General features: G+C 60.5%; 11 protein-coding genes. 7 read left to right on the forward strand and 4 right to left on the reverse strand.

Going from position 1 to position 13,545, the window contains the following annotated elements; all coding sequences use genetic code 11:
- The first annotated feature begins 26 nt into the window (after positions 1-26).
- Positions 27-950 (forward strand): LysR family transcriptional regulator, encoded by a 924-nt coding sequence (locus tag BN2476_RS00910; protein ID WP_087732274.1) that lies wholly within the window; start codon positions 27-29, stop codon positions 948-950.
- A 210-nt stretch (positions 951-1,160) separates the two neighbouring features.
- Here BN2476_RS00910 and gyrB read toward each other — a convergent pair whose 3' ends face one another.
- The 3 genes from gyrB to dnaA all read right to left on the reverse strand — a co-directional run bounded on the left by gyrB (position 1,161) and on the right by dnaA (position 6,661).
- A complete protein-coding gene (gene gyrB, locus BN2476_RS00915) occupies positions 1,161-3,632 on the reverse strand; it encodes a DNA topoisomerase (ATP-hydrolyzing) subunit B (protein ID WP_087732275.1) in 2,472 nt (823 codons plus the stop codon).
- Positions 3,633-3,745: 113 nt separating this feature from the next.
- A complete protein-coding gene (dnaN, locus tag BN2476_RS00920) occupies positions 3,746-4,849 on the reverse strand; it encodes a DNA polymerase III subunit beta (RefSeq protein ID WP_087732276.1) in 1,104 nt (367 codons plus the stop codon).
- A gap of 255 nt (positions 4,850-5,104) precedes the next feature.
- The gene (dnaA, locus tag BN2476_RS00925; protein ID WP_218274493.1) at positions 5,105-6,661 is read right to left on the reverse strand and encodes a chromosomal replication initiator protein DnaA; all 1,557 of its coding nucleotides are present in this window, start codon (positions 6,659-6,661) and stop codon (positions 5,105-5,107) included.
- A 385-nt stretch (positions 6,662-7,046) separates the two neighbouring features.
- On the opposite strand from dnaA, the gene rpmH reads away from it, so the two are divergent.
- The 4 genes from rpmH (at position 7,047) to yidC (ending at position 9,695) form a co-directional block, all read left to right on the forward strand.
- Positions 7,047-7,181, forward strand: coding sequence for a 50S ribosomal protein L34 (rpmH, locus tag BN2476_RS00930; RefSeq protein ID WP_004198824.1), 135 nt, complete (start codon positions 7,047-7,049; stop codon positions 7,179-7,181).
- A gap of 26 nt (positions 7,182-7,207) precedes the next feature.
- A complete protein-coding gene (gene rnpA / locus BN2476_RS00935; protein WP_438942848.1) occupies positions 7,208-7,708 on the forward strand; it encodes a ribonuclease P protein component in 501 nt (166 codons plus the stop codon).
- Positions 7,709-7,781: 73 nt separating this feature from the next.
- Positions 7,782-8,012: a membrane protein insertion efficiency factor YidD gene (gene yidD / locus BN2476_RS00940; RefSeq protein WP_087732277.1), complete on the forward strand. Its 231-nt coding sequence runs from the start codon at positions 7,782-7,784 to the stop codon at positions 8,010-8,012.
- Positions 8,013-8,042: 30 nt separating this feature from the next.
- A complete protein-coding gene (yidC, locus tag BN2476_RS00945) occupies positions 8,043-9,695 on the forward strand; it encodes a membrane protein insertase YidC (protein WP_087732278.1) in 1,653 nt (550 codons plus the stop codon).
- Between the two features lie 101 nt (positions 9,696-9,796).
- Here yidC and BN2476_RS00950 read toward each other — a convergent pair whose 3' ends face one another.
- On the reverse strand, positions 9,797-10,219 hold the full coding sequence (locus BN2476_RS00950; protein WP_087732279.1) for a transcriptional regulator: 423 nt from the start codon (positions 10,217-10,219) through the stop codon (positions 9,797-9,799).
- 358 nt (positions 10,220-10,577) lie between these two features.
- Here BN2476_RS00950 and mnmE point away from each other — a divergent pair, with 358 nt between their 5' ends.
- Positions 10,578-11,978 carry a tRNA uridine-5-carboxymethylaminomethyl(34) synthesis GTPase MnmE gene (gene mnmE / locus BN2476_RS00955; RefSeq protein ID WP_087732280.1) on the forward strand — a complete coding sequence of 467 codons (1,401 nt, stop codon included), beginning with the start codon at positions 10,578-10,580 and terminating at the stop codon, positions 11,976-11,978.
- Positions 11,979-12,127: 149 nt separating this feature from the next.
- Entirely contained in the window at positions 12,128-13,354 is a 1,227-nt protein-coding gene (locus tag BN2476_RS00960; RefSeq protein WP_087732281.1) for a tyrosine-type recombinase/integrase, read from the forward strand.
- Positions 13,355-13,545 lie beyond the last annotated feature (191 nt).

Below are 13,545 nucleotides of genomic sequence, written 5' to 3' on the forward strand. Positions count from 1 at the left end.
AAGTCATTACCATTAGGAATGGGCCAATGGAAACCCGTGACCTCGAATTTATCCTCGCCGTCCACGCTCATGGCGGAATTGGTCGTGCCGCCGCAACTCTGGGAATTACTCAGCCGGCGCTGACTAAAGCAGTGAAGCGCCTCGAGGCAGAAGTGGGCTTGCGCCTCTTTGAGCGTAGCGCACGGGGTGTGAGTCCGACTTCAGCGGGCGCGCTCTTTATCGAACGGATTCGGGCTATCCACCGGGACTACGAAGATGTGCTCACGCAAATGCGTGCGATCCAATCGGGGACGCAGGGCATTTTGAGCCTCGGCTATTCACCCTCTGTTCCCGACACGATAGTGTTGGACGCCTGTCGCCAGTTGATCCTCGATCGTCCAGCAGCCCAGATTCGTCTCCGCCGGATGCTGGCGCCTGATCTTCTTGATTTACTTACGGAAGGATCACTGGATCTGGTGGTGGCCCCCGTGCCAAACCAGCGCGCAGCGGAGTTCGTTGTGCGGGAGCTTTTTACTGATGTGCTCACCGTCATCGCCGACGAGAAGCATCCGCTGTTACGCAAGCGGAAGCCAAAGCTCGCTGATCTGGTTGGACATGACTGGCTTTTACCAGGCTCTCATGTCGCCGTGCGGCAACACGTAGAAGCCGCTTTTCGTAAACAGGGCCTACCGCCACCTGTCTTGCGGATCGAGACAGATTTCAGCAGTCGCTCGTTCATTCATCTCGTTCGGAATACGAAATTACTCGGCGTCGCAAGTGCCGCACCGAAGCTGATGACAGTGGGGATTCGGCCGATCAGGTTGGACCCGCAAGAACTGGATCTGCGAAGGCACATCGCGATCTTGTCCAGAGCCGGAGCCTATATGTCACCATTGGCGCGGCGGATGATCTCCATTGTGGAACAGCATTCACGAGGAGTCCGCCCCACTTTGCGAGGCCGGTCAGAATAAACCGTGTCGCGGGACCAAAGGCGATTTGATCCCTATGAAATGAGTGCCGGCCGGCGCGGCGCGTCCGCCCCTTCGAGAGCGATGTCCGGCGAACGGATGCCTGCGGGCACTGACCGCTGATCAGGCACCGAGCAGGCTACGAGCGGTTCTCCGCCGCTTGAGCAGGACGCTCGAACGTTCGCCGCAACTGCAATCACACACGACAAAAACTCAAACGTCGATATTCCCCGCCCGCAACGCATTGCTCTCGATAAACGCCCGGCGCGGCTCCACCTCGTCGCCCATCAGCGTCGTAAAGATCCCATCCGCCGCAATCGCGTCCTCGATCTGCACGCGCAACAGACGTCGCACGTTCGGGTCCATCGTCGTTTCCCAGAGCTGTTCGGGATTCATCTCACCGAGTCCCTTGTAGCGCTGCTTCGAAATGTTCCGTTCTGCATCGGCGATCAGCCACTTCATCGCGCTCTTGAAGTCGCCCACGGCCATGCTGCGCTCGCCGCGCTTGATTACCGCGCCCTCGCCGATCAAGCCCTTGAACGTGTTGGCGGTATTGACCAGTTGCTGATAGTCGGCCGTCAGCTGGAATTCTTCGTCGATGACGCTGACCTTCACATTGCCATGATGACGGCGCTCGACGCGCAGCGAACGCAGTTCGCGCACCGGGTCGTACATCGCGATCACGTTGATCTCTGGCTTGAGCGGATCGTCACGCAGTTTGGCTTCGAGCGCGCGAGCCGATGCTTCCGTCGATTGCTCGCTCGACAGATCGATCGTCGCGCCATCCATCACGGCCTCGAGCGCAGCTTCGTCGTAAAGCTTGCTCAGACGATCTACGACAGCCTGCGCGAGCAGATAAGAACGAGCCAGTTCGCCCAACGCATCGCCTGCAATCGGCGTCGCGCCTTCAGACGAAATAAGCTCAGAGCCATTCAGAGCCAGGCGCAGCATATGCGCGTTCAACTCCGCCGTGTCCTTAAGATAACGCTCGTCCTTGCCCGCCTTCACCTTGTACAGCGGCGGCTGTGCGATGTAGATGTACCCGCGCTCGATCATCTCCGGCATCTGACGATAGAAGAACGTCAGCAGCAGCGTGCGGATGTGCGCGCCGTCGACGTCGGCATCCGTCATGATGATGATGCGGTGATAACGGAGCTTGTCGAGGTTGTAGTCGTCCTTGCCGATGCCGCAACCGAGCGCGGTAATCAGCGTAACGATCTGCTCCGACGACAGCAGCTTGTCGTAACGCGCCTTCTCGACGTTCAGCACCTTGCCGCGCAACGGCAGAATGGCCTGGAATTTTCTGTCGCGGCCCTGCTTTGCCGAACCGCCCGCCGAGTCACCCTCGACGATATAAATCTCAGACTTGGCAGGATCTTTCTCCTGGCAGTCTGCTAGCTTGCCCGGCAGACCGACGCCGTCCAGCACCCCCTTGCGTCGCGTCATCTCGCGCGCCTTGCGGGCAGCGTCGCGCGCACGCGCCGCATCGACGATCTTGCCGCAGATGATCTTCGCGTCGATCGGCGTTTCCAGCAGGAATTCTTCGAGCGCCTTCGCGACCACTTCTTCCACGGGCGCGCGCACTTCCGACGAGACGAGCTTGTCCTTCGTCTGCGAGCTGAACTTCGGCTCGGGCACCTTCACCGACAGTACGCACGACAGCCCTTCGCGCATGTCGTCGCCGGACGTCTCGACCTTCGCCTTCTTCGCGATTTCGTGATCGGCGATGTATTTGTTGATCACGCGCGTCATCGCCGCACGCAGGCCCGTCAGGTGCGTGCCGCCGTCGCGCTGCGGAATGTTGTTCGTGAAGCACAGCACGTTTTCGTTGTAGCTGTCGTTCCATTGCATCGCCACTTCGACGCCCACGCCGTCCTTCTCGCCGACGATATGGAAAATGGTCGGATGCAGCACGGTCTTCGTCTTGTTGATGAACTCGACGAAACCCTTCACGCCGCCGACGAACGCGAAATCGTCTTCCTTGCCCGAGCGCTGATCGGTGAGACGAATCCTCACGCCGTTGTTCAGGAACGAGAGTTCGCGGATACGCTTCGCCAGAATGTCGTAGTGATATTCGACGTTGCCGAAGATCTTCTCATCGGCCATGAAGTGCACTTCGGTGCCGCGGTTTTCGGTGTCGCCGAGAACGGGAATCGGCGACAGACGCTCGCCGTCCACTTCTTCGATCACGCGGTTCTGCGGCACGCCACGGTGGAATTCCATGAAGTGCTTCTTGCCGTCGCGGCGCACAGTAAGGCGCAGCCATGACGACAGCGCGTTCACGCACGACACGCCCACGCCGTGCAGGCCGCCCGACACCTTGTAGCTGTTCTGGTCGAACTTGCCGCCCGCGTGCAGCTCGGTCATCACGATTTCGGCGGCGCTACGCTTCGGGTCATGCTTGTCGTCGCGCTTGATGCCCGTCGGGATGCCGCGGCCGTTGTCGGTCACGGAAATCGAGTTGTCGGCGTGGATGATGACCTGAATGTCGTCGCAATGACCGGCGAGTGCCTCGTCGATCGAATTGTCGAGCACCTCGAACACGAGGTGATGCAGACCGGTCCCGTCCGACGTATCGCCGATATACATACCCGGCCGCTTGCGCACGGCTTCCAGACCTTCGAGGATCTGAATGGACGAGGCGCCGTAGCTGTTATCGGGTTGCGAATTGTTCAGTTCAGTCATGGATTTCTTCCGGTTCTGCGTTACTGCTTCGTTGCTGCTCGAGGCTTTTCAAAACGCCATAAAAACACCAAAGGGGCGCTGCGCCCCTTGATGTGTTCTTCGTGTTGGACGCGTCAGATGCGCATCGGCATCACCACGTATTTGAACTGGTCGTTCTCGGGAATCGTGATCAGCGCGCTCGAGCTGGCGTCGCCGAGGCTGACTTCCAGCATGTCGATCTTCAGGTTCGCGAGCACGTCGAGCAGATACGTGACGTTGAAACCGATGTCGATGCTGTCGCCCTGGTAGGCGATTTCGAGTTCTTCCTGCGCTTCTTCCTGGTCCGCGTTGGTGGACATGATCTTCAGCTGGCCTGGTTCGACGATGCAGCGCACGCCCTTGAACTTGTCCGACGTCAGAATGGCCGCGCGTTGCAGCGAGCGCTGCAGTTCTTCGCGGCCGATCACGAACGTGTTCTTGTGCGACTTCGGAATCACGCGCTGGAAGTCCGGGAACTTGCCTTCGACCAGCTTCGACACCAGTTCGACGCCGCCGAACGTGAACTTCACCTGTGTCGGCGCGATATCGATCTTGAGCACGTCGTCGATGTCTTCCAGCAGGCGTTGCAGTTCGAGAATCGTCTTACGCGGAATGATCACTTCCTGGCGCGCGAACGAGCCTTCGATCTTCATCGACGAAAAGGCGAGACGGTGACCGTCCGTCGCGACGGCCATCAACTGATCACCATCGACCACTAGCAGCATGCCATTCAGGTAGTAACGGATGTCCTGCTGCGCCATCGCGAAGTGGACCATGCCGAGCAACTGGCGGAACGTCTTTTGGGGAACCGCGAGGTTCGCACCGAAGTCTTTAGCTTGAGCGACCGTCGGGAATTCGTCTGCAGCGAGCGTTTGCAGCGCGAAACGGCTCTTGCCGGACTGCACCGTCAGACGCTTGTCGTTCAGCGTGAGCGTGACCTGCCCGTCGGGCATTGCGCGCAGAATGTCGAGGAGCTTTCGCGCCGCGACCGTAGTGGCCACGGACTCGCCGCCGACGCCGAAATCGGCATGCGTGGTGATTTGCAGTTCGAGGTCGGTGGACAGGAACGAGACGTCCGGGCCGTTCTTGGTAATCAGCAAATTGGCGAGGATCGGCAACGTATGACGGCGTTCGACAATGCCGCTCACGGTTTGCAGCGGCCTGAGGAGGTTATCGCGTTCGGTCTTGACCAGTTGCATAGAGTTCCTTCGTTGATGTGTCGGCCTGCGCGCCTTACCCGGCAATGTTGAAGCGCGCGGCCCCGGCCCCCCGCCGGCGCCGTACTGCGCCAGTCACGGCGTGAAATCCCGCCCGCTTTTGCCGGGCGGTTAAACCTGTATTGTGCCTGAAAATGGAAGCACTTCCCTAAATTGGGGGTGACTCGCGCAATAAACAGATTAATTTTTCCGACAGGTTCGAGGAACCCTTCGGTCAGATCCGGCCCCTTACCCCGTTCAGCCTTTCAGCGTCTGTTCCAGCACGTGCAGCTCGTGGTTCAATTGCGCGTCCTTGCCTCGCTCGTCGGCGATCTTGCGCACCGCGTGCAGCACAGTCGTATGGTCGCGCCCGCCGAACAGCTCGCCGATTTCCGGCAGGCTCTTCTGCGTCAGCTCCTTCGCCAGATACATCGCGATCTGGCGCGGCCGCGCGATATTGGCCGGCCGCTTCTTCGAATACATATCGGCGACCTTGATGCTGTAAAAGTCGGCGACCGTCTTCTGGATGTTTTCCACCGAAATCTGCCGGTTCTGCACGGTCAGCAGGTCTTTTAGCGCCTCCTTGGTCAGCTCGATCGTGATTTCGCGGCCGTGGAACTTCGAGTACGCGAGAATCTTGCGCAGCGCGCCTTCCAGTTCGCGGACGTTCGAACGCAGATGCTTCGCAACGAAGAACGCGACGTCCTCGTTCAGACTCACGCCTTCCGACTGCGCCTTGCGCATCAGAATCGCGACGCGCATCTCAAGCTCGGGTGGCTCGATTGCGACGGTCAGCCCGGAATCGAAGCGCGAGATCAAACGGTCGTCGATACCTGAGATTTCCTTCGGATACGTATCGCTGGTGATGATCACCTGAGCCTTGTTGGCGACCAGCGCTTCGAACGCGTAGAAAAACTCTTCCTGCGTACGGGATTTGCCCGAGAAGAACTGAATATCGTCGATCAGCAGCAGGTCGAGCGAGTGGTAGTAGCGCTTGAAATCGTCGAACGCCTTGCGCTGATACGCCTTCACCACGTCCGACACGTACTGCTCCGCGTGGATGTAGCGGATGCGCGCGCCGGGCTTGTCCATCAGCAACTGGTTGCCGATCGCGTGAATGAGGTGTGTCTTGCCAAGACCCACGCCGCCGTAGAGAAACAGCGGGTTGTACGAAATGCCGGGGTTGTCGGCGACCTGGATCGCGGCAGCGCGAGCCAGCTGGTTCGCCTTGCCGGTCACGAAGTTGTCGAAGGTGAGCACGGGGTTCAGCTTCGAGCGCTCGTACATCGAGTCGCTCTCGCCGCTCGCCGCTGGCGCGGCAGCACCCGGACGCCACGTGCGGCGCCCCGCCGCGGCCTCGTTCGCGTCGAGGCTGGGCAGATCGAGGTCGGCGGCATCGTCGGTCAGCTGGGCTGCGTTCGTGGGCGCGCCGAGGCCGCCCATGCCGCCCGCGCGGGCCGAATGGGCCGCTTGCACCGCGCCGACGGCGGCATCGACGGCCGCGGCGGCGCTGTTCGCGCCGACCGTCGACGGCCGCAGCGGCGCGGCAGGCACCGTGCGCACACCGGCTTTCGGATCGAGGACGAACTGGACGTCAACGGGGGAATGCCAGAAGTCGCGTGCAAGGTCGGTGATGCGACCGGAAAACTGGCTCTTGACCCAATCCAGCTTGAAACGGTTCGGCGCGGCGATGCTCAGGGTATTCGCATCGATGTCGAAGGCGACCGGGGCCAACGGTTTGATCCACGTCACGTACTGCTGGGGCGTCAATTCGCGCTCCAGCAGGGCGGAACAGTGTTGCCAGAATTCGTTCATCAAGTTGCTATCGTTATGTTTGCGACGCTTTTCCGCCGGCGCTCTGGTCGCGGGATACGCGACGAGGCCCGAAGCTGCCAGGCGGAAAAGCCCCAGACGCTTGTGCCACAAAGGTTTGCGGGGTCAAGCGGGCCGGGGCGGCGTGCAGGATTCTTGGGAAGTAAGGCGAGATTCTACCGCCAAAACGGCAGGCCAAGTGAGTTATCCACAGGGCCTGATCAAACAACACCCAATGACGCCCCCTGTGGATCATCTGCCTAAGCTATTGACGAGTCAGAGAAAACCGGTTTAAATAACGGGTTCCGCGAAAACCGATTTTCGAACCTCCGGCCATTGCACTTTCAGCGATGCTCGCGCGGTTATTTCTCAAACAAGTGAGAGCAACATGAAACGTACTTACCAACCTTCCGTGACGCGCCGTAAGCGCACCCATGGCTTCCGCGTTCGCATGAAGACCGCTGGTGGCCGCAAAGTCATCAACGCACGCCGCGCGAAGGGCCGCAAGCGCCTCGCCATCTAAGGCAGGCAGAAACGCGGTCAAGCCGAGTGCGCGCTGTGTCCGACACCCGTGACGCTGCGGGAACGGCAGACGCGCCGCATCAGAACGTCGTTCCGTTGCAGGCGTCCGCAGCCTTTCCCAAAGCCGCAAGGCTGCTGAAAACGGATGAATTCTCATCCGTTTTTCGTTTGCGCCCGTGGCGCCGCACGGCACACTTTGTCGTGTACGCGCGGCCGACAGGCAATGAAGCGCGCCTCGGCCTCGTGATCGGCAAGAAGTACGCGCCGCGCGCGGTCACGCGTAATCTGGTGAAGCGTCTGGCGCGCGAAGCATTTCGCGTGCGCCGCGCGGAATTTGGCGGCTGGGACGTGCTGCTGCGTCTGCATACGAAATTCGACCGGAAGGCGATGCCCAGCGGATCGTCGCCACCGTTGAAAGCGTTGTGCCGTGGTGAAATCGACGTGCTGCTCGACAAGGTGGCACGCGAAATCGCCCGGCGCGAGGGGGCGGCAACGCAACGGGCGGACACGCCGCCCACCACGCCATGACATCCGCACAGCCTCGAAGCGCCGCTGCCGTCCAGCGCTTCACAACGGGCGGTGCAGTCCTGCCGCACTGGTCATGCAAACGGTACTGATCGCTTTGCTGCGTTTCTACAAGATTGCCGTGAGTCCCATGCTCGGCAGTCGGTGCCGCTTTTATCCCTCCTGTTCGGATTACGCGCGCGAAGCAATCCAGTATCATGGCGCCGCGCGTGGTACTTACCTCGCCGCAAGGCGCCTGTGCCGCTGTCACCCGTTTTCGGCGGGCGGCATCGATCTTGTCCCGCCTCCAACTCCTAAGAAGCGCTGACGCGCTGTGCCATCGACACTGAGACAACGCATGGATATCAAACGCACCGTCCTATGGGTCATCTTCTTCATGTCAGCTGTCATGCTGTTCGACAACTGGCAGCGCGACCATGGACGCCAGTCGATGTTCTTCCCGAGCGCAACGCAGACGAAGACGGCGAGCACCGCCGCGCCGGGCTCGTCGACGACGGGAACCCAACCCGCCGAGCTGCCGCAGACGAACGCGGCCGCGCCGGAATCGACGGTACCCGCCGCGCAGCAGGCGCAGCTGGTTTCCTTCACCACTGACGTTTATCGCGGCCAGATCGACACGCGTGGCGGCACGCTGTCGAAGCTCACGCTGTTCAAGCCGGGCGAGGACAAGCAGCCCGCTCAGGTGATCACGCTGTTCGACCATACCGCCGATCACACGTATCTGGCGCGCACGGGCCTGCTCGGCGGTGACTTCCCGAACCACACCGATGTGTTCACGCCCGTTGCCGGTCAGCCGACCGACATGACGGGCAACACGCTGAAGCTGTCGTTCGAATCGCCGGTAAAGGGCGGCGTGAAGGTCGTGAAAACCTACACCTTCACGCGCGGCAGCTACGTGATCAACGTCGACACGAAGATCCAGAACGTCGGCTCGACGCCTGTCACGCCGACCGCCTACATGGAACTCGTGCGCGACAGCCAGCCCGTCGAGACGCCGCGCTTCTCGCACACGTTCATCGGACCGGCTGTGTACACGGAGCAGCATCACTTCCAGAAGATGACGTTCGGCGACATCGACAAGAACAAGGAAGACTACGCGAAGTCCGCCGACAACGGCTGGGTCGCGATGGTGCAGCACTATTTCGCGTCAGCGTGGATTCCGCAGCAGGGCGTCAAGCGCGACATGTACGTCGAGAAGATCGATCCGTCGCTGTATCGCGTCGGCGTCAAGCAGCCGCTGCAGACGATCGCGCCGGGACAATCGGTCGACGTGTCCGCGCGCCTGTTCGCCGGTCCGGAAGAAGAGCGCATGCTCGAAGGCGTCGCGCCGGGGCTGGAACTTGTGAAGGACTACGGCTGGGTGACGATCATCGCGAAACCGCTCTTCTGGCTGCTTGAAAAGATCCACAGCTATGTCGGCAACTGGGGCTGGGCAATTGTCCTGTTGACGCTGCTGATCAAGGCCGTGTTCTTCCCGCTGTCGGCGGCAAGCTACAAGTCGATGGCGCGCATGAAGGAAATTACGCCGCGCATGCAGGCGCTGCGCGAGCGCTTCAAGGGCGATCCGCAGAAGATGAACGCGGCTCTGATGGAGCTGTACAAGACTGAGAAGGTGAACCCGTTCGGCGGCTGTCTGCCCGTCGTGATTCAGATTCCGGTGTTTATCTCGCTGTACTGGGTGCTGCTGTCGTCGGTGGAAATGCGCGGCGCACCGTGGATCATGTGGATTCACGATCTGTCGCAACAAGATCCGTATTTCATCCTGCCGGTGCTGATGGCCGTCTCGATGTTCGTTCAGACAAAGCTCAACCCGACGCCGCCGGACCCGGTCCAGGCCAAGATGATGATGTTCATGCCGATCGCGTTCTCGGTGATGTTCTTCTTCTTCCCGGCGGGTCTCGTGCTGTACTACGTCGTGAACAACGTGCTGTCGATCGCCCAGCAGTACTACATCACGCGCATGATGGGGCAGAAGAAAAAGGCAGCCTGATCGGGAATTGGGATCGGACGTCGAATGATCCGATCCGAAGCCTGTAGAAAAAAGAAACCGCCCGGTTAGTGCCGGGCGGTTTTTTTGTGTCTGCGCTCTTCTTACGAGTTGTCGGCGTCGCCGTAGAGTTGCGCGATTAGCTCCTGCACGAGATAGCGATGATGCGGCGTCAGCGATTCGATCTTCGACGCCAGCTCAAGCGTCTCGGGCGAAAGCGGATATTTCTCGCCGCGCACCAGAGGCTTCGGGACATTTCTCGTCGATCCGCTCGGCGAAGGTCCATAGTGCAGCCAGTGGACATCCACTTCGAACCATTCGGCGAGCGTCCGAAGCTTGTCGTCGGTTGGAATCGTGCGGCCGCTCAGCCACTTGTGTACCGTCTGAGGCGAGACGGGCTGGTCGCCGTGATGGCGCAGATTGAAATGCAGCGCGAGATCGGTCCCGCCCTTGAGCTTTTCCGGGGCGCGTCTCATCGCGAACTTCAGTCGCTCGGCAAAGGCCGCTTTTTCTTCGAGGGTTGGCATCCGCAAATTGTGCAGTCCGACGCGCTACAGGTAGACAACCGTACACGCTACATTTAGCGTGTCCTAGATTTGCCTATCTCGTAGCAGCACACGATCGGATTCGTCCCTTTGAAGATTTTTAAGCCCGTAAAGCCTTTGTACGTAAGGATGAAACTACATGAACAGTCAGAATTTTTCCATATCGATACTGAACGCGGCTTAGCTCATATGAGATAAGCTCTGGCTCGCGGTCTGAGCGAGTGCAACGCATTGTCTGCGCGAGGCCACTTGGAGCGCGCGTTACAATGCCAGGCGTTCGGCGCGCCATTCGCGCACGTTTTTTTCCGGCCGTTTTCTCCCGCTTCTCCCGTTCTCCACCATGCTCGCCACCGATTCCGATCCCATCGTCGCCATCGCAACTGCCCCCGGCCGAGGCGGGATAGGCGTCGTGCGGATTTCGTTTGGCCGCGCAGGAGAAGCGGCCGCGCAACCGATGATGGAGGCGCTGACAGGACAAATGCTCGCGCCGCGTCATGCCAGCTATGTTCCGTTTCTCGACGATGGCGGCAACGCACTCGACCGCGGCATCGCGCTGTATTTCCCCGCACCGCATTCCTACACGGGCGAGCATGTGCTCGAACTTCAGGGACACGGCGGTCCCATCGTGCTTCAGCTGGTTCTGCAGCGATGCATCGACGCGGGTCGCGCGTTCGGCCTGCGTCTAGCGGAGCCGGGCGAATTCACGCGGCGCGCGTTCCTCAACGACAAGCTCGACCTGGCTCAGGCCGAGGCCGTCGCCGATCTGATCGAGGCGAGCACGGAAGCGGCCGTGCGATCGGCGGGGCGTTCGCTGGAGGGCGCGTTTTCGCGCGACATTCACGCGCTTGTCGAAGAGGTGATCACGCTGCGAATGCTCGTCGAGGCGACCCTCGATTTCCCCGAAGAGGAAATCGATTTTCTCGAAGCGGCAGACGCGCGCGGCAAGCTCGCGCGCATCCGCGACCGTCTCTCGCTCGTGCTCAGCGAAGCGCGACAAGGGGCGCTGCTGCGCGAAGGTTTGTCGGTCGTGCTGGCCGGGCAGCCGAATGTCGGTAAATCGTCGCTGCTCAACGCGCTCGCGGGCGCCGAGTTGGCCATCGTCACGCCGATCGCCGGCACCACGCGTGACAAGGTCGCGCAGACGATTCAGGTGGAAGGCATTCCACTGCATGTGATCGACACGGCTGGCTTGCGCGAGACGGAAGATGAAGTGGAAAAGATCGGCATCGAGCGAACCTGGGGCGAGATCGAGCGCGCCGACGTCGTGCTGCATTTGCTCGACGCGCGTTCTGGCGTGACGCCCGACGACGAATCGATCGCCGCACGCTTCCCGTCAGCCGTGCCTGTCGTACGCGTGCTCAACAAAACGGACCTGACGGACGTCGCGCCAGGCGTGGTTGGGCTGAACGGCATCGGCGATGCCGACTTGTGCGAGGTTCGGCTGTCGGCAAAGACGGGGCACGGGATCCACCTGCTGCGCGGCGAACTGCTGCGCATTGCGGGTTGGCAGGCCGGCGCCGAGAGTGTCTATCTGGCACGCGAACGGCATCTGATCGCGCTTCGAGCCGCTCAAGAACATCTGAGGCTGGCCGCTGAACACGCCGACCAGAATTCGCAGGCGCTCGATCTTTTCGCAGAAGAACTGCGGCTGGCTCAGGAGCAGTTGAACTCGATTACGGGTGAGTTCACCTCCGATGATCTGCTGGGTGTGATTTTCAGCAGGTTTTGCATCGGCAAATAGGCAAGACACGCGCTTGTTGATCCTGGCGTCGTGGTGCCATGCTGCAAGGTCGCTATCCCCAGTCGACAAGTTCGATGGCAAGTGCATTTTTGGGTACACGACAGGGTAAACTGCAGCTTCAACGTGCCCTGTGTACCCAAATCAAGTCGATGCCCAAGCTCGCGACACCACTCAGCGAATCCCAGATCCGCGCCTTGCAGCCACGCGAGGCGCGCTACAGTGTGGCCGACGGCAAAGGCCTCATCCTCGAAGTCATGCCGACCGGGAAGAAAGTGTGGCGCTTTCGCTATACGCTGAACGGGCATCGGCAACCGATGGTGACGATCGGCGACTACCAGTTGATGTCGTTGCGCGTCGCCCGGACGCGGGCGCTGAAATACGCGGAGATGGTTGCGAATGGTCTTTCGCCCGTATCGATGGCGAGGCAGGATCGAGGCGCCGAAAAGCGCGTCGACATATTGCGCGATGCCGCCGAGCTTTACGTGGCTTCCGAAATCGCCCGCAAGTCCGACGAGTATCGGCGAACCACGCAGCGCGCGCTTGATAAGGACATCCTGCCCGCGATTGGGCACAAGGCGTTCGCGCAAGTCACGACTGAGGATATCCAGTCGATCTGCGACGCCATCAAGCGCCGTGGCTCGCCACAGATGGCGCTGCACACGCGCAATGTCGTCAAGCGGCTGTACGCATTCCTGATCGCACGGCACCTCGCCGATGCCAATCCCGCCGAGTCCATTCCGGCCCGGACAATCGCCAACCAGGACGGCCGCACTCGTATCCTTTCCTCCGACGAGATCGGCGTCTTGCTGCGCGCCATTTACACCTCGGACATACGCCGGCCGTTGAAGCTAGCCCTGCATCTGCTCGTGCTGACAATGGCCAGCAAATCGGAATTGATCGAAGCGACGTGGCGTGAAATCGATCTCGACGCCGGTATCTGGACAGTTCCCGCCGCGCGCGCCAGCAACGGTCGCGAACGCCACATTTATCTTTCGACGCAGGCAGTAACGATGCTGCGCGAGTCGCGCGAATCGAAGGCGAGCCGCACGTACGTCTTTCCGTCGACTCGCGGAAACGAGGATCGCCCGATTGCAAAGGGCACGTTGAATCAGGCGGTCAAGACGCTGGGACTGAAAGGCGAGCATTTCGTGCTGCACGATCTTCGTCGCACCGCTTTGGGCCACCCTTGTGCCTTAATGCAGTCGACTGTGGGCTGGAGCGGTCAAGGCGAATCGGATAACGCTCCTATGCACGACCGTAATGGACGCGATCCGACTCAACACGAGATGCAACTGTGGGCGGATTTTGTGGATGCGCAGTTCGCCGAAGACGCGCAGGCATCGGTGAGATTGCCTCGAACGATCGACGTCAAATAGCTGACGTGACGCTATTGGTACACAGAATAAATGACCACGCCTAGCGATCCGCGTGTGCAGCCGTAGACACCAGATTACACGAGGTTTTAGTGTGAGTAGCTCTAGTGTCGCGAGTTAGAAATTCGTAGACAAAATCGCTTGACGCTAGCGAGGATGTCGTCGGCCGATTTGGTCCAGTTGAAAGGTCTCGG

This window comes from Paraburkholderia piptadeniae, assembly GCF_900007165.1.
GTDB classification, from domain to species: Bacteria; Pseudomonadota; Gammaproteobacteria; order Burkholderiales; family Burkholderiaceae; genus Paraburkholderia; species Paraburkholderia piptadeniae.

Bases quoted from the DNA above. Each gene is read 5' to 3' on its own strand.
- BN2476_RS00910 (WP_087732274.1), top strand. From the start codon at position 27: ATGGAAACCCGTGACCTCGAATTTATCCTCGCCGTCCACGCTCATGGC.
- gyrB (WP_087732275.1), bottom strand. From the start codon at position 3,632: ATGACTGAACTGAACAATTCGCAACCCGATAACAGCTACGGCGCCTCG.
- dnaN (WP_087732276.1), bottom strand. From the start codon at position 4,849: ATGCAACTGGTCAAGACCGAACGCGATAACCTCCTCAGGCCGCTGCAA.
- dnaA (WP_218274493.1), bottom strand. From the start codon at position 6,661: ATGAACGAATTCTGGCAACACTGTTCCGCCCTGCTGGAGCGCGAATTG.
- rpmH (WP_004198824.1), top strand. From the start codon at position 7,047: ATGAAACGTACTTACCAACCTTCCGTGACGCGCCGTAAGCGCACCCAT.
- yidD (WP_087732277.1), top strand. From the start codon at position 7,782: ATGCAAACGGTACTGATCGCTTTGCTGCGTTTCTACAAGATTGCCGTG.
- yidC (WP_087732278.1), top strand. From the start codon at position 8,043: ATGGATATCAAACGCACCGTCCTATGGGTCATCTTCTTCATGTCAGCT.
- BN2476_RS00950 (WP_087732279.1), bottom strand. From the start codon at position 10,219: ATGCCAACCCTCGAAGAAAAAGCGGCCTTTGCCGAGCGACTGAAGTTC.
- mnmE (WP_087732280.1), top strand. From the start codon at position 10,578: ATGCTCGCCACCGATTCCGATCCCATCGTCGCCATCGCAACTGCCCCC.
- BN2476_RS00960 (WP_087732281.1), top strand. From the start codon at position 12,128: ATGCCCAAGCTCGCGACACCACTCAGCGAATCCCAGATCCGCGCCTTG.